Consider the following 15,688-nt stretch of genomic DNA (forward strand, 5'->3'; position numbering starts at 1 on the left):
CTAAACACATGCAAAAACGTCATATAACTATTTGTTGTGTACTGCTTTTCATAATAGGGACATTATTTTTGATGCGTCCTATGATTGTTCCGTGTCTAATATCTGTTTTTGTTGCACATCTATTTAACCCGCTAGTAACCAAGTTTGAAAAATATAGAATACCACGTTCATGTTCTGTAGTTTTTATAATACTTACCTTATTGATAGCTTTTATATTAGTTATCACATTTGTTTTACCTATTATATATTTTCAAATTACTTTAATATTAAATTTCTTAGTGAATAAGATACCTTCATTAAAGCTTAAAGTGATTCCTTCTGTGCTAGAATTTCTTAATATAAAAACTGAAGATAGTTTATTTGATCACTTGTCTAAAAATCTAGTAGAAAATTATAGTGATTATATATCTTATTTTATAAATGCTCTTAGCATGGGCAGTAATCTTATAATTCAAGTGCTAAATTCAAGCTTTAATTTGATTTACATGGTATCATTAATAGCTATTACGCTTGTGGTGTTTTTTTATGTATTACGTGATTGGCCTGCAATTGTAGAAAAGGCTAATAAACTAATTCCCATTCTTTACAGAGAAAAAGCTGCAGGTTATTTTTCCAAAGTAGATTTCATTATATCTAATTACCTAAAGGGACAGTTAAACGTATGTATAGTCATGATGATCTTTTACTCCGTGGGCCTTAGCATAATTGGGCTGAAGCATTCTGTAGCTATTGGAATTTTATCAGGAACATTAACATTTATACCCTATATAGGGCCATTATTATACACTATTATCGGATTTTTGAGCGCCATTACTCAATTTAGTGGATGGTTTGAAAGTACTGCTGTCTTGCTATTATTTAGTGTTGGTCAATTAATAGACTCAAGCATATTAGTGCCTTTATTAATAGGAAAAAAAGTTCATATACATCCAACTATCATTATTTTAGGAGTTGTCATATGCACCTCATATTTTGGGTTTATAGGTATATTATTTTTTATTCCAATAATAGGAATGTTCAGTGTATTAGTAGAATATGCAGTCAATAAATATTTTGAAAGTGAGCTTTATAAAAATGGCTAATTAGTTCACGATAAAAAGAAAAAGGACCTCTGATACATTTGAGAGATGCAAGTAAATTTTTATGCAAAAATTATTATCAAAAAGTAGTAATGTAAGAGGCTTTACGTGCAATTAAATTTATTTAGCAATAATCAAGTTGATTATTGCTGGCAAAACTATATCACCTTAGACGAAAATAAGCACGTATATAACTCAATAGTTAACGATTTATCTTGGAAATGCCTGATTCTTTTTGGACCTAACAGCTCTGGAAAAACTCACCTTGCTCATATTTGGCAATCAATAAACAATGCAATTTTTATCAATGTGAATAATTTTGTAAGCGAAATTAGGTATAGCGATGCGTTTATTTTAGAGGATGTACAAAACATTAAAGATGAGGAAATGTTGTTACATTGTTATAATTATATGAAAGAAAATGATAAGAGACTGCTAATCACTTCTTCAATTTCACCAAAAAAGCTTAACTTCAAACTAAGAGATTTAAGCTCCCGAATATTGTCAACTACCAGCGTAAAAATTTTGCCTGCAAGCGAGGAATTATTAAGAATTATGCTAATAAAACGATTTTCAGATAAACAGTTAAAAATTGATTTAAAAGTGATTAATTATATTCTAGCAAGAATAGAACGTTCTTTCCACAGCATTAATAAAATTATAGAAAAAATAGATAGTGAATCCATAGGATCAAATGTAACCATTCCTTTTATTAACACTTTATTAAAAAAAAGTCCCAAGTGATTCCTTCTGCTGCAAGACATTTGTTATATATATTAAAGATTTATTAATACCCATACAATAATGAAGTTGAAATCACTATCTCTTTATGTTAAAATTATAATAAATACTATGATGTAATAAGCATAAACAGACATAGCTAAGGAATATTTTATATGATAGTAAAACTTACTTTACAGGATGTTTTTTATAGATTTGATGTTATAATTGAAATATGGTAAAAATAAGATCAAATTTAAAAAAAAGGTTAAAACAAAGGTTTGTAGTACTTACTTTATTGATAAATGTTTTATTTATCTCATATTTTCTTATAAAAAATACAAAAAATACTTTTAATCAAATTATAGTCAAAGAAATAAATATAGGAGCTGATAATGAAAAATAAACAACCACAAAATAAAAAAGAGGATCTTTACATAACGTATTACATAGATACTTTGGTTTCCGAAAAATCCTCTACACAAAATACTTTGGAAAGTTATCGTTCAGATTTACACCAACTTGAAAAATTTTTATTAGAAGGAGGCACTACCTTAGTTGGTGCAAGTAAAGCTAATATTAAAGATTATGTAAACTTTTTACGTACACAAAAGAAATATAAAACTAGCTCTATATCAAGAAAAATATCTGCTATCAAAAATTTCTATAAGTGCCTATTTAATGATGGAATAATAGATTTTAATCCAGCACCGGCCAATGATAGTGAATTAAGAAATCCAAAGGTTTCCCGTCCTTTGCCTAAGTATTTAAGTGTTCAAGAAATATTTTTGCTCATGGAAACAGTAAAAAAATCAGCAAGCGGATCGAATAAAGAGATAAGCAGTAAAAGGCTATGTGCAATTTTAGATATTCTTTACTCTTCCGGGATGCGTGTTTCTGAACTAATCAATATGAAGTTATGTGAAGTATCACATTTAGTAAACAGTAATGGTAAGGAAGGCTACATAATAATAAAGGGAAAAAGTGGCAGAGAAAGGCAAATCTTTTTTAATCAACAAGCATTGCAAAGCCTTAAAGATTATTTATCAATTCGTGACAATCTGCTCCTTAACAACAAAAAATCTGATTGGCTATTCCCAGGTGATAAACCTAATAAACCAATTACAAGGCAAAGAGTTGGTCAATTAATAAAGGAATTAGCAAGAAAGTGCGATATTGATGAAAATAAAATCTCTCCACATGTGATTAGGCATTCTCTTGCTACCCATCTACTGAATAGCGGAGCAAATATTGTGCTGATACAAAAAATTCTTGGCCATACTAATCTTTCTACAACACAAATATATACTCATATTGCTAACGAAAAGTTAAAGGACAAATTAGCTGATTCTCATCCTATTACTCAGATGATCAATAATTAAACTTATTGCTTTTAGTTTTGTAGTAAAGTTAAATTCAAATAAGTTTACGTGTGTTTGTGATTGCAAGTTTATTATTTAATTTACTCCTTATATTATGGGAAGTATTCTATACTTTAATTACTCTCCCTGTAATTTTCTTTCCTGAGTGTGTAATAACCATTTTCCTTGTTTGCTCGGTGAGAGTTGTATTATTCATGTTGCGTTTATTATGTGGCATTAAATATGAAGTGAGGGGAATGGAAAACATTCCTAAGCAACCTTTTATAATTGCATCTAAACACCAATCTCCATTTGAAACATTTATTTTTATACTACTCTTTAGAAAAGCAGTTTTTATTTTAAAACGTGAATTGAAATGGATTCCATTCATTGGTTTGCATCTCATGGCATTAAAAATGATTTTTATTAACCGCTCAGATGGTATTAGTTCTGTGCGTCATATCATGAAATTAGCAAAAGTGTGTATAAAAGAAAATAGAGGCATAATAATATTTCCTGAAGGTACAAGAACAACTATAAACCAAAATATAAAATATCAATCGGGTATTGCTGCTTTATATAGCGTATTATCTGTTCCTGTGTTACCGATTGCTTTAAACACTGGTTTGTTTTGGCCAAAAAGCATACTTTCTCTGAGAAAGAATCCCGGAAAGGCGGTAATAGAAATATTACCTCCCATATATCCTGGGTTAAACAAAAATGAATTCTTGCAAAGTTTAGAAAAAATCATTGAAGAAAGAAGTAGTAGATTAATTGCAGAAAAAACTGATATTGCAAATTAACAAAAAAACTTTATAATTAAAAGAAAAGTACAGGTATTAATATATGGCAAATCATAAGAGTGCTAAAAAAATGATGAAGGTAATAGCAAAGCGTACTTTAGTAAATAAGATGCGAAAAAGCAAAACTCGTACTGCTATTAGAAGATTAGTTGATATAATCAAGTCTGGTGATAAAGAGAATGTTGTCTTGGCATTTCGGAATGCTGAATCCAATTTACACAAATGTGTAAATAAAGGTGTCATTCATAGGAATACCGCTGCGCGTAAAATAAGTCGCTTAAATGCAAAAGTAAAAGCATTGATGACCGCTTAATACGGTTAATGTAAAGTTAGCTGTATTAATATATACTCTTCAGTTTGTATATTCTGTATAAAATTAAGTAGCTCAAGTGATGGATAAAAAAGCATTATTGGAACTAAGTAATGGGTCAAAAATTGATCTGCCCGTATTAAGTGGAACAGTAGGTCCTGATGTGTTAAATATTAAGGACTTATATAAGACAACAGGATTATTCACTTACGATCCAGGGTTTGTTTCTACAGCTTCATGCTCTTCTACAATTACATTCATTGATGGAGATGAAGGAGTTCTTAAATATAGGGGACATAATATAGCTGATTTGGCAGAGAATAATAATTTTACTGCTGTGATTTATTTATTGCTCTATGGTGAATTACCCAGTTCAGAGCAACACAAAAAATTTCTTCTCAAAATACAAGAATCATCCAAAGTATCAGAGCAAGTTACAAATGTAATCAAAGCATTTCCAAAAACTGCTCACCCTATGTCGATTTTAGTTGCATGTTTTGCAAATTTGTCAGCGTCTTACCATGAAATGCATGGCAACAATGTCAATGGTGAAGATTTAGATTTTGGAATTTCTGCAATAGCAAAAGTTCCTGCAATTGTTGCAATGATTTATAGACATATCAACAATCAGGAATTCATAAATGCTAATAATAAATTAAGTTATAGTGAGAATTTCTTAAATATGATATTTGGCAGTGCTGTTAATAATACCCTTTTTGTAAAAGCTCTGGATAAAATATTTACTCTTCATGCTGATCATGAACAGAATGCTTCTACAGCAGCTGTCAGATTGGTAGGGTCAGCTGGTTCTAATCTATTTGCAAGCCTGTCTGCAGGAGTTGCTACACTTTGGGGTCCAGCACACGGTGGAGCTAATGAGGCAGTTATAAATATGCTAAAAGAGATAGAGCAAAGTGGAGATGTAGATAGATTCATTGAGAAAGCTAAAGATGATAAAGATCCATTTAAGCTAATGGGATTTGGACATCGTGTTTATAAAAACTATGATCCGCGCGCGCTTATATTAAAGGATGCTTGTCATGAGATTTTAAGCAAACTAGAGCAAAACAATGAATTACTTGAAATTGCAAAAAAACTTGAAGAAATAGCTTTAAAGGATGAGTATTTTATTACACGTAAGTTGTATCCAAATGTTGATTTTTACTCAGGTATAATAATGAATGCTATCGGTATCCCTTCAAGTATGTTTACACCCATTTTTGCACTTGCAAGAACCACTGGTTGGGTTGCCCAGTGGTATGAAATGGTAAACGATAAAGAAACCAAGATTTGTAGGCCAAGGCAGCTCTACCTTGGCAAATAAACTTTCATTCACAATTCGTCCTCAAATAGTCTAATTTTCTTTAGCTATAAAATACAACAAATTGATTTCTTACTAGTTGATGTCTGCTTTTTTGCAGAACATTGGTCAGGCTGTGATATAGAAGGTTGGTTAAATGTTGTTTTGGGCTTATTAAAAGAAGATCGTGCTGAAGAAGGGACAAAGCCACTATCTTTAGCCGAAGCATCACCCCCACCTTCACCATAGTAGTCGGGCCCAAGGAATTTGCTTGTGTTTCCATTATGTGATTTACCTATAACTGAATTCTTAGGTGAACCACCAAAACCACTATCTGCACTTGGTCCATCCGTCCCTACTTTTTCTTCAGAAGGGGCAAGAGTTTGTGGTTTCATAGCTGGCACACGCGCAGGATCAATGGACAGTTTATAATCCTCATTGATTACAGAGCTCTCTGTGATCTTATTCATCACACAGTAAGCAATGTCTGGGTTAAAAAAGTCTATTGCATATATTCGTCCGTCACCATATGTTGGCAGACCTCTTTCTGCAATATCATCTTTTACATCACACAATACTTTTGTACCACCAAACACCTTATTATTAATATGATCAACTTCTTTTTCATTTAAAAACTCTATGTAATTATCACAATCAATAACAGGAGCCAAAATTGAATACTCATCTTTACTTTCTTTATGGGAAGTATGCCACATAGAATCAATTGGTAGGTGCGGTAGTGCCTTACAAATTAAATCAACAACTGCGGACTTCAGAGTGTCATTCATTTCATCCTCGGTATTTGGAGTATCAAAACAACGGCATGTCAGAGATACTATATGCTTTACTATGTCTTTAACAAGCTTAGGATTATCAAAAATGCTTTTCTTTAGATATACATAATTTCCTTTCTCTTCTAAAAAATCCTTAGTTTTTTTAGGACCATTTTCATAACCTGTTATCCTCGATGAGAGCAAATCTACAAAAGAACGTTGCAAATTTCTATCAATACACTCCGCACCATATAGATAAGATCCCTTATTAAAGACTTCATCAATTATATTATAATCTACATGATTTTCTATCTCCTCCTCTATATCATCTGATAGATCCTCACAACCTAGTTCCGATTTTTTGTCTTCTTTTTCTTGCTCTTTAATAAGATCTGTTGCAAATCGCGCAATTTCATTAGCTAGCAAAAACTTTAGATTAGAAACCACCTCTTTCCTAATTGGCACCAAAAATTTATTATCTTCAGCCGATTTCCCTTGATCAGAGTTAAAAGGAAAAAACTTTGTATAAAAATTATCATCAAGAATACTTTCATCCGGACAAAATCTTTGTATTATTTTTTCTTTCATACTGCTCAGGTACTTTATGCGCCGATCAAGAGTCATATTATTATCAAACGAGATAACAATATGATCATCCTTTACAGTAAAATTAGTAACAACAGCATTACTGAAACGAAGAATACTATTAAACGCTTTTTTTTCCATTCTTTCATGCCATCTTCACCATATAATTTTATTAACCTAATAGCAGCATTCCTGTCAGACATATAATCTATTTTTGAATGTTCTGCCGCATTGTTTATTGGTGGAATTTTTGTCTTTATATCATATTCGTTACACAACTTATAAAACTTGTGCCTATCACATGCTCTATCTGCATATAGTGCTTTTATGGCATGCTGAAAATCAACTTCTTTTAGCAAATCACAAGTGATCAGAGTAGACACCGTTACTGTATTTTACAGCTATGGCTTTTTTTGTTGTTTATATTCAACATTACGTGCAATTTTCTCGTTTGCTCATAGCCACTCTGTCAGTACTATTTTCCTTGCTGTGTGTTGTTGTATATACTAATTCCTGTACTGTCTATAGCAATTTCGATATCTTCTATATTATTTTCTGCAATCATTTATCTTAATATTAAGTTTTTTTGATGCTTGTGAATAGCTGCAAATCTCTTCCTATTTGTTGCAAATATCCTTTTATAAACCCGACTGTTTGTTTTAAACCAATTCTAAAGAAATTGACGATTATATGCACTAAAATCACAACTTTATCACTATAAATATAGTTGCCACCCTGCATTTTTGGACAATTCTCGTACCAATTTTCTATGGCGTCATTGATATAACAAAAAATGCTTCCTCTTTCTTGGAGAAATTTGTTATATTCATGGCAATTACTGACTCTCATTTTTTGTGGCATATTTTTTCTTCAACAGTTAAATGGCTATTTATAATGAATTTTGTCAGTAACTGCCAGTTCTTTTCACTTGAGCGATTCAACAAAGCCATCCCAGTGTCAATCACTGAAATGACACCCTTCCGGTGGGGATTGCTCTCAGACTACAATGTTTGTACAGTTGTACTGGGATTCAAGTATAAAAATATTTGGAAATTATACAATGGACAATGGATTCTAGGAGTATATGTTAAAAGTAATGTCCATAATGAAATAAGCTGGATTCTAATGTCACGTACTGGAATGACAACATATAGGTATTGGAATAACAAAAGAGGAATATTATGATTTTATATCATTTTCCTCTTTGTCCGTTTTCACGAAAAGTTAGAGCTCTTCTCAAGGAAAAAAAGCTGAGTTGTGATTTGGTATATGAAAATCCATGGGAAAAGCGGAATGAATTCATGGAGATCAATCCAATCGGACAAGTACCAGTATTAATAGATAATAACTTTGTAATAGCGGATAGTAATGCCATTTGTGAATATATAGAAGAGGCTTACAATAGCGACGTCAAATTACTTGGTTCATCCACTATTATTAAGTCTAAAATACGCGCTTTAATCAATTGGTTCGATAGCAAATTTTACAATGAAGTTACTAAGTATATTATGAATGAAAAAGTAATTACTAACCGCAGCCCTGACTCTAGGTTTCTTCATGCAGCTCAGAATAACCTGCCTTGCCATATGGAATACATCGAACACTTAATTAACAAGAACGTTTGGCTTGCAACCGATAAGTTCACTTTAGCCGATATTACTTTAGCATCACATATTTCTATAATAGACTACGTAAATAGTTTTCCATGGGAAAAAAGTAAGATTTTAAAAGAATGGTACTCCATTGTTAAATCAAGGCCTTGTTTTCGCGAAATATTATTAGAGAGAGTTTTTGGCTTAACTCCCCCTAGACATTACGCTGACCTTGATTTTTAACTTGCGTTAGTTTTAAAGCTACAGTCATTCCTTCGTCAGTAGGAATCAATATGGAGAAATATTTTTTTTCATCTGACAATCTATAGTTAAACTCTCTCATAGCATGCCATGACTTTTCTGATACTTCTTTTGGAGGAGATTCTAAAAATACTGTATCAAATAATAGAGTGTTATCTGCAACGATTAGCCCATCTTGTTTAATGTATGACTCTGCCCAATCTAAATACTTAGGATAACTACTTTTGTCAGTATCGATGAATATCATGTCAAATGGTGCCTTTGCTGATAATTCATTAATTTTTTCCAGTGCATCACCTTCTATTAGAGTAATTTTATCACTTAGATTAAAAGCACTAAAATTTTTTTTTGCTATTCTTGAGTGTTGAGGATTATTTTCTATTGTATATATATGACCATCTTTCGGTAAAGCTTTTACCATACAAATTGACGAATAACCATATAACGTGCCAATTTCAACTATGCTTTTAACTTTATGGATTTTGATAAATAAATTTAATAATTTTCCTTCTTCAGGAGTGATTTGAATACGTTGTTTCTTATCAAGAGTACAATGTTCTTCTATTTTTTTATACTCTTTTGCAAATAAGCTTCTTATGTACAACGATTTTCTGCTAAAGTTATGACGCATTAAGTTTTATAATATAAACTAAGGAGGTTTAATCTATATAAGATTTATAAATATAACAATAGAGTTAAGAATAATAAAATTTTTTTATTTTAAGTTGTTATTTTATAAAGTAAAATTTTAAGTGACAAAGATTATTATATATTTTACTATGGTTAACTAGTATAATAACCAGTTGTTATACTAGAATTAAGGGATCGTTTATTTACATCTCTCTTAAAATGTAATTTTTATAATCAATTAGAGGGGGTTATATGTCTTATAACATTGCTAACGAAGTTGAAACGTTAAGCAAGAAATCTAATAATAATGAAGGAGTGAAATTACTGCACAATCCAGCTTATCGCGAGAAGTACAAAGAACGCTTTAACGAAGCTCAGAAAAAAGTTATGGATATGGTCCAATTTTATGATGGAACGATAGTATTAATAGAGAATAAAATTGCTATGTATTATTATGCTTGGCACAGTAAAAAAAGAGAGTTTGAGCGTAAAAAGCAACAAACAGTATCAAAAAATACTGATTCAGCATAGGGTTTTTATATGGTAAGCTAAAGTGTTATTACTTCACTATAGCTTTTCCATATAACTCATCTATTACATTAGTGAAATATTCCAGCTCTCTATATCCTTCATGTTTGATTTTACCATTCTCTACGTATGATTTGTCATCGTTAAGCTTGATGATGAATACAGGAGTAGCTGTGATATCAAGTTTATTGATTGCAAGTGATTTATCATTTATAATTTTGTCCATCATCTTTTTATCATTAATGCATTGGTTAAATACATCTTGCTTCAAATTGCTTAGTGCAGCAATTTTTTGTAGTATAGTTAAATCACTAAAATTAGAGTAGTTCCACGAGTCTATTGCATTAAACACAGCTTTGTTAAAATTAAAATAGTCTTCTTCTTTTTCATAGCAATAACTTAGCATTGCAGCTTTTAATCCTCTGTAATCTAGAGGAAAATGACGGAATATGTATAACATCTTACCTGTATCTATGTACTTCTCTTTGATTTTAGGAAAAACTTTCTTATGAAAAAGAGAACAGTGATAACAAGTGAGCGAAGCATATTCTATCATTAAAATTGGTGCTTTTGGATCACCTAATAATTTATCATCAGGCAGTAGTGACAGTAGTTCTTTTGATGTTATTTCATCAGTTTTTTGAGTGTTGGGTAAGTTTTGTTCAATAGCTGCATAAGAACTAACACTTATAAAAATAAGTAAGAACAATAATCTAAAAATCATTACAATGGAAACACTTAACTTATTAAAGAATTTATGCATTTATATAAATGATGTCAAGATAACTTTTGTTTAGCAAGGCTTTCTACTCTGTCTTTAAATGCAGCAATTATTTTACTTTGTGTATATTTATACACTGAGTTTAATAAGGTGGAAAACAAATTGGATTTAAATTCAAACTTTATATAGAACTCTACCATAGTTTTACTTTCATCTATAGGAGTGAATTTCCATTCGTTGTATAAATGTTTAAATATTCCATTTGACGACACAGCTTTTATCCAACCTTCATTTGTTCCACTTGGAGAAAGGAAGGTCACTTCTGATGTGTAACTTCCTTTAATGCCATGAAAAGCTGCAAGGAGGTCCACAATCATTTGGCTATCAGTTTTTTCTTTTATATAAACAGCTTTGCACCAAGGAACAAAATCAGGATACTTCTCAACGTCAATTACAACTTGAAATATCTCATGAGATGAACAGAAAAAAACACCTTGTTCTTTATATTGGTGTAACATAAACCTAAATAATGGAAAAGGGATCCATATCTACCGTCAGTCTTAGTAGATTCCTGAGACCTAAAGTTAAGGTGGGCATCACGTACTAATTTCAATGAAATTAACAGAGGCAATTCCCTTGATCAGAAATTATCGCTCGGGAAATTTAACTTAACTCATAACGCATAGCACAGACCCCTAAATTAATTATAGATTATTTATATAGAGTATGTCTATAGATATATTAAAACTAGCGATCATTATTTTGCCTTTGTTAAATTTTGCATTTTAAGTATCATAGCTAATAAATATATCTTATGAATCTTATTAAGTTCTTAACCATTTTTATTGTAATCTCCTCAAGTGCTTACGCGAATTGTATAGGGCACAAAACTTTTGTGCTTGCCATGAAGCAGCAAGTAGACAACACGTCTATGAAAGGGAATAGAAAAAATTCAGAACATGTACAAGAAGAACTTCTGAAAATTATTCAGAATAATGTTGACCTCAAAGGAATATCTCGATTTGTCATAGGGAAATATTGGAATTTATCTACTCAGAAAGAAAAAGAAGAGTTTCTAAAAGAATATGAAGTATATCTCGCGCGTTTGTGCGCTAAAATTTTGTATAAATACATAAATAATAGTGAAATGATCATAATGAGTACAAGAGCAGTTGACGATGAAACTTGTCTGATAGGAACAAGATTTTCTTATGGTGATGAGGAATTTACAAACATTGACTTTAAAGTGACTAAAAGTGACAATTCTTTCTTAATAAACGATGTTGTAATGAGTGGGATAAGTATTGCTATTAATCAACGTTCTCAATTTAGTGAAAAAATCGACACGCACGGCATGGCAAGTGTAATAGATGAATTAAAATGTAACAATAATCTATGATATACATGCCTCATTGGCCTAAGCCGCTTGGCAGTAGACCAAAGGATTTTTCTCTTGATCGCATAAAAAGCTCTCTCAATAGATTAGGCAATCCTGAGAAAAAAATACCGCCAATAATTCACATAGCTGGCACTAATGGCAAAGGATCGACACTATCATTTCTAAGATATATAATGCAAGCAGCAGGGTATAAAGTTCATACCTACACTTCTCCACATTTAGTGAATTTTAATGAAAGAATAGTTATTGCAGGCAATGATATCGATGATAGTGAATTACATAACTCACTAGAAGAATGCCGTATAGCAGTCGCAGAACAACCCATCACTCTATTTGAAGCCGCAACGACTGCAGCCTTCTTAGCTTTTTCTCGTCATAAAGCTGATATTACTTTAGTTGAAGTGGGTCTGGGTGGAAGGCTTGATGCAACAAATGTTATAGATAATCCAATTCTAACGATCATCACTTCAATTGCCCTTGACCATACAGAATATCTTGGTCCTACCGTAGAAACCATAGCAGGTGAAAAGGCTGGAATAATGAAACCTAATGTTCCTTGCGTAATAGCACCACAAGAAAAATCTATAATGAACACGCTAGAGCATCATGCAATAAATAAGAAATCTCCTCTGTATAGAGGAGGACTTGAATGGAATTGCGAAAAACAGAATAACAGAATGGTCTTTCAATCGGCTATTCAATCAATAGAATTTTCTTTGCCATCTTTAAAGGGTGAACACCAAATAATCAATGCAGGAAACGCCATTGCAGCATGTAGCATTTTGAGTGGAAAATATGGATTTGATATTGGAGAAGAGGACATTGCTTCAGGTTTACAGAGCACTTATTGGCCTGCGCGGCTAGAGTCTATAAAAGAAGGTAATTTAATTTCTTTATTACCAAAAGATTGGCAATTATTTCTAGATGGTGCACACAACAATGATGGTGCCAGAGTGTTAGCTAGGTGGGTAAAAGACAATTTTGCTGAAGGTGTTTATATGATCTTTGGTGTCACTCGTAACAGAAACGTCGCAGAGTTCTTAGAGCACTTAAAGCCATACATCAAACTACTATGCGCCGTTTGTGTTAAATCTGAGCCTAAAGCAACAAGTACAGATCTAATCAAAGAAGGAGCTAATAATATAGGAATAAATGCTATTGAATGTGAATCAATCGGCGATGCGATATCAAATTACATATTGAAAGCCTCTATTCAAAACGTCAAAACCATACTAATCTGTGGCTCATTGTTCCTAGCTAGAGACTTAGCTATGGAGAATAGCTAACTTTGATGATATTAACTGACTGATGGGGAAATAACTTTGATTGCTCATAGTACTGCTTGGCTTTTCGTTATCGACTTCTATAAACTGATCACTACCTTTAAATTGCTCCTCAATTGAATTTATGACTGTCTTTTTGAGAGTATACTCACTTGCAGCATTTAAAATAGGTGAAGTAACAATTAAAAGCGTGACTGGTAATGAAAGTAATAATCCGGATAACATCATAGAGTTAGTTATACCAAAGCCGTTGGCAACTAAATCTAATCCCACACCGGAAAACATTAAAGATGTACAGATTATGTTGCTCAAAATAAGTGAATTTTTTAGCCACTTTAATTTAGTCCTATCGCTTTCTGAAAAATCTTTGCATTCTTGGTCAAAGTTAAACAATAATGAAATATTAGTCTGATTATTAAACTCTTTTCCATTTCTAGTATAAATGCTCGCGATAGCTGAACTCAAAACAAGTACTGCTAACAAGGGAGCAAAGAAACCTACTGCTAAGGGGACATTATAGGTAACACCATTGCTTATAAAAAATGCAATGAATGAGAAAAATTGCAAAATACCTCCTAAGGAATTAGAATAAGAAGAATATTTTGAATAAGCAATTATATTATCGTTAATTGACTGCTTCTTATTAAAGAACCTACTTCTACTCTTATCATCTAGATATTTTTGCAATTCCTCATAACTATGGTTCCATAACTTACCACGTAATTCTTTCATTAAATTATTCCTTTTGTTTAAACCCTTCTCCAACGGCTCTATTACAAATTCTCCAAAAAATGATTTATTTTGTGCAATAACCTTAAATTGCTCCTCTGCTTCTTTATTGCCTGGATTTTTATCTGGGTGATATTTTAACGATAATTCACGATATTGTTTACTAAACTTTTTCTTAATATTCTCAATATCAGAATTTACCACATCCTCCTTTTTAATATTAAATGTTCAAAACAACTGCTTTAAAGCGTGGTACTCATTTTCATTCAAAACATTTCTAGCCATATTACACCTACAAATTAACTAACTATTAATACTTTATAATATATAAATTTCCAAATCATTTCATTCATGCTTATTGTATGAATTATTTCTTTCACGACTACCATGACAAGTGTATGAAAATTATCATTTAGTGCATAATAGTGCTTCAATGTTTAGGGTTACAGTTTTCATTGGTCATTTGAGTTACTCAAATCCAATTCATGCCAGTTCTATCTATCTTGTCATTTAAGTAGCCCTTTGTTGTCATCCCAGTGCTCCGACACTGGGATCCAGCGTCACGCGCTGGCTCTTTTAAATTACTTTAGCTACAAATATTAAGAAATTTACTAAATAAAAAAAAGACAAAAGAACCCCCGTATAGCGAGTTTTGACCCTATAATAATTTAAATTGGCATTGTAATAATGTGCTAACGCTTATTTAAAGCGCGATTTGGCTGAATGTAGAAAAAATTTAAAAGATATGCAGCCGCTATAATTTTTATGTAATTTGCCAATAAATATCTGAGTTTTTTACTGAATTTTGTTATTAAATCCGCGGAGATTAAAAACAAGGATAAATACTCTTACTTTCATAGTAAGGGGGATGGCGTAATTTGTCAAGTTAAATAAGCTAATTTATTAACATGTGATAATTAGACAGCTATCGTGGATTGATCGTTCAAATGACTACTAGATTTGAGATTATTACTTTCATCTATTTGCGGCTGACTAATCATAGTTCGAATGAAATTGGTTGCCATAAAGGTACAACCTAGAATAAAAAAAGCAACGGAAATAAAGGGGATAATAGGAAATTCAAGAGGTAATATAGATGTAATTCCTCCTATTAAAAATGAAACGTTAGATGTAATGTCGAGGCAGATCTTCATTAATTTATCTTGCCAAGAGGTATCGAGTTGCTTATTAAGGCCACACTGCTTAAAATGATCAGTTAATGACCATATATTTAAAGCAAGCGAAAGTGCACTTAGTATAGTGCTGGCAATAGTAAAATACAAGCTTAAGGCAGAAATATTCAAAGCTAATGCTGCTATGTACCCACTCAAAGAAGCAATAGATAATGCAGTAACTAAGCGTTTTGAATAAGTTCTTATTTTCTTTCTGTAAACAAGCCTCTCTTTGTCGCAACTCATAAACTTAAGTATAGTAAATATGTTATATTATAGCATTAATTAACTCAAAAATCAATATAGAGTGCCCGAGAGAAGACTTGAACTTCCACAACTTAAAAAGTTACTAGCACCTGAAGCTAGCGCGTCTACCAATTCCGCCACCCGGGCTTTTTGTGATTTACTATGTTAAAATTAAATAATATACTTAAACAATTTT

Annotated in this window: 18 protein-coding genes, 1 tRNA gene and 1 other RNA gene; 10 read left to right on the plus strand and 10 right to left on the minus strand. The window is 31.7% G+C overall.

The window, feature by feature from the left end:
* Positions 1 to 8: 8 nt before the first annotated feature.
* From ABWU45_RS07450 to ABWU45_RS07475, 6 genes are all read left to right on the plus strand, one after another.
* Complete coding sequence (locus tag ABWU45_RS07450; protein ID WP_264682792.1) at positions 9 to 1,082, plus strand: AI-2E family transporter; 1,074 nt, start codon at positions 9 to 11, stop codon at positions 1,080 to 1,082.
* A gap of 105 nt (positions 1,083 to 1,187) precedes the next feature.
* On the plus strand, positions 1,188 to 1,823 hold the full coding sequence (locus tag ABWU45_RS07455) for a DnaA ATPase domain-containing protein (RefSeq protein WP_015588224.1): 636 nt from the start codon (positions 1,188 to 1,190) through the stop codon (positions 1,821 to 1,823).
* A 371-nt stretch (positions 1,824 to 2,194) separates the two neighbouring features.
* Positions 2,195 to 3,181 carry a site-specific tyrosine recombinase gene (locus ABWU45_RS07460; protein WP_353278372.1) on the plus strand — a complete coding sequence of 329 codons (987 nt, stop codon included), beginning with the start codon at positions 2,195 to 2,197 and terminating at the stop codon, positions 3,179 to 3,181.
* A gap of 56 nt (positions 3,182 to 3,237) precedes the next feature.
* Positions 3,238 to 3,963 (plus strand): lysophospholipid acyltransferase family protein, encoded by a 726-nt coding sequence (locus ABWU45_RS07465; RefSeq protein WP_029237643.1) that lies wholly within the window; start codon positions 3,238 to 3,240, stop codon positions 3,961 to 3,963.
* A gap of 43 nt (positions 3,964 to 4,006) precedes the next feature.
* On the plus strand, positions 4,007 to 4,276 hold the full coding sequence (gene rpsT, locus ABWU45_RS07470; protein ID WP_007302369.1) for a 30S ribosomal protein S20: 270 nt from the start codon (positions 4,007 to 4,009) through the stop codon (positions 4,274 to 4,276).
* 79 nt (positions 4,277 to 4,355) lie between these two features.
* Positions 4,356 to 5,597 carry a citrate synthase gene (locus ABWU45_RS07475; RefSeq protein ID WP_264682789.1) on the plus strand — a complete coding sequence of 414 codons (1,242 nt, stop codon included), beginning with the start codon at positions 4,356 to 4,358 and terminating at the stop codon, positions 5,595 to 5,597.
* 44 nt (positions 5,598 to 5,641) lie between these two features.
* Here the strand turns inward: ABWU45_RS07475 and ABWU45_RS07480 are convergent, their stop codons facing one another.
* The 3 genes from ABWU45_RS07480 to ABWU45_RS07490 form a co-directional block, all read right to left on the minus strand.
* A complete protein-coding gene (locus ABWU45_RS07480; protein ID WP_353278374.1) occupies positions 5,642 to 6,934 on the minus strand; it encodes a hypothetical protein in 1,293 nt (430 codons plus the stop codon).
* A gap of 71 nt (positions 6,935 to 7,005) precedes the next feature.
* A complete protein-coding gene (locus ABWU45_RS07485) occupies positions 7,006 to 7,314 on the minus strand; it encodes a hypothetical protein (protein WP_353278376.1) in 309 nt (102 codons plus the stop codon).
* Positions 7,315 to 7,507: 193 nt separating this feature from the next.
* The gene (locus ABWU45_RS07490) at positions 7,508 to 7,792 is read right to left on the minus strand and encodes a transposase (protein WP_353278377.1); all 285 of its coding nucleotides are present in this window, start codon (positions 7,790 to 7,792) and stop codon (positions 7,508 to 7,510) included.
* A gap of 320 nt (positions 7,793 to 8,112) precedes the next feature.
* Here ABWU45_RS07490 and ABWU45_RS07495 point away from each other — a divergent pair, with 320 nt between their 5' ends.
* Positions 8,113 to 8,766 (plus strand): glutathione S-transferase family protein, encoded by a 654-nt coding sequence (locus ABWU45_RS07495; RefSeq protein WP_353278378.1) that lies wholly within the window; start codon positions 8,113 to 8,115, stop codon positions 8,764 to 8,766.
* Here ABWU45_RS07495 and ABWU45_RS07500 read toward each other — a convergent pair.
* Complete coding sequence (locus tag ABWU45_RS07500; protein ID WP_353278380.1) at positions 8,738 to 9,415, minus strand: O-methyltransferase; 678 nt, start codon at positions 9,413 to 9,415, stop codon at positions 8,738 to 8,740. The genes ABWU45_RS07495 and ABWU45_RS07500 overlap by 29 nt on opposite strands.
* A gap of 251 nt (positions 9,416 to 9,666) precedes the next feature.
* Here ABWU45_RS07500 and ABWU45_RS07505 point away from each other — a divergent pair, with 251 nt between their 5' ends.
* On the plus strand, positions 9,667 to 9,945 hold the full coding sequence (locus ABWU45_RS07505; protein WP_010403908.1) for a DUF2671 domain-containing protein: 279 nt from the start codon (positions 9,667 to 9,669) through the stop codon (positions 9,943 to 9,945).
* Between the two features lie 28 nt (positions 9,946 to 9,973).
* Here the strand turns inward: ABWU45_RS07505 and ABWU45_RS07510 are convergent, their stop codons facing one another.
* The 3 genes from ABWU45_RS07510 to ssrS form a co-directional block, all read right to left on the minus strand.
* Positions 9,974 to 10,705 (minus strand): thioredoxin domain-containing protein, encoded by a 732-nt coding sequence (locus ABWU45_RS07510; protein ID WP_050780607.1) that lies wholly within the window; start codon positions 10,703 to 10,705, stop codon positions 9,974 to 9,976.
* Between the two features lie 14 nt (positions 10,706 to 10,719).
* Entirely contained in the window at positions 10,720 to 11,181 is a 462-nt protein-coding gene (locus tag ABWU45_RS07515; RefSeq protein ID WP_353278382.1) for a type II toxin-antitoxin system RatA family toxin, read from the minus strand.
* Between the two features lie 17 nt (positions 11,182 to 11,198).
* Positions 11,199 to 11,360: non-coding RNA, 6S RNA (gene ssrS, locus ABWU45_RS07520), on the minus strand.
* Between the two features lie 117 nt (positions 11,361 to 11,477).
* Here ssrS and ABWU45_RS07525 point away from each other — a divergent pair.
* Both ABWU45_RS07525 and ABWU45_RS07530 read left to right on the plus strand, forming a co-directional pair.
* Positions 11,478 to 12,062 carry a phospholipid-binding protein MlaC gene (locus ABWU45_RS07525; protein WP_353278383.1) on the plus strand — a complete coding sequence of 195 codons (585 nt, stop codon included), beginning with the start codon at positions 11,478 to 11,480 and terminating at the stop codon, positions 12,060 to 12,062.
* Positions 12,059 to 13,348: a bifunctional folylpolyglutamate synthase/dihydrofolate synthase gene (locus ABWU45_RS07530; RefSeq protein ID WP_353278385.1), complete on the plus strand. Its 1,290-nt coding sequence runs from the start codon at positions 12,059 to 12,061 to the stop codon at positions 13,346 to 13,348. The genes ABWU45_RS07525 and ABWU45_RS07530 overlap by 4 nt, the downstream gene beginning before the upstream one ends.
* On the opposite strand, the gene ABWU45_RS07535 is transcribed toward ABWU45_RS07530, so the two are convergent.
* The 3 genes from ABWU45_RS07535 to ABWU45_RS07545 form a co-directional block, all read right to left on the minus strand.
* Positions 13,328 to 14,278, minus strand: coding sequence for a J domain-containing protein (locus ABWU45_RS07535; RefSeq protein WP_353278386.1), 951 nt, complete (start codon positions 14,276 to 14,278; stop codon positions 13,328 to 13,330). The genes ABWU45_RS07530 and ABWU45_RS07535 overlap by 21 nt on opposite strands.
* Positions 14,279 to 14,991: 713 nt before the next feature.
* Entirely contained in the window at positions 14,992 to 15,492 is a 501-nt protein-coding gene (locus ABWU45_RS07540; protein ID WP_353278387.1) for a hypothetical protein, read from the minus strand.
* Positions 15,493 to 15,554: 62 nt separating this feature from the next.
* Positions 15,555 to 15,639: transfer RNA gene (locus ABWU45_RS07545), tRNA-Leu, on the minus strand.
* Positions 15,640 to 15,688: the final 49 nt, after the last annotated feature.

Source organism: Wolbachia endosymbiont (group B) of Longitarsus flavicornis, from assembly GCF_964028135.1.
Lineage (GTDB): Bacteria > Pseudomonadota > Alphaproteobacteria > Rickettsiales > Anaplasmataceae > Wolbachia.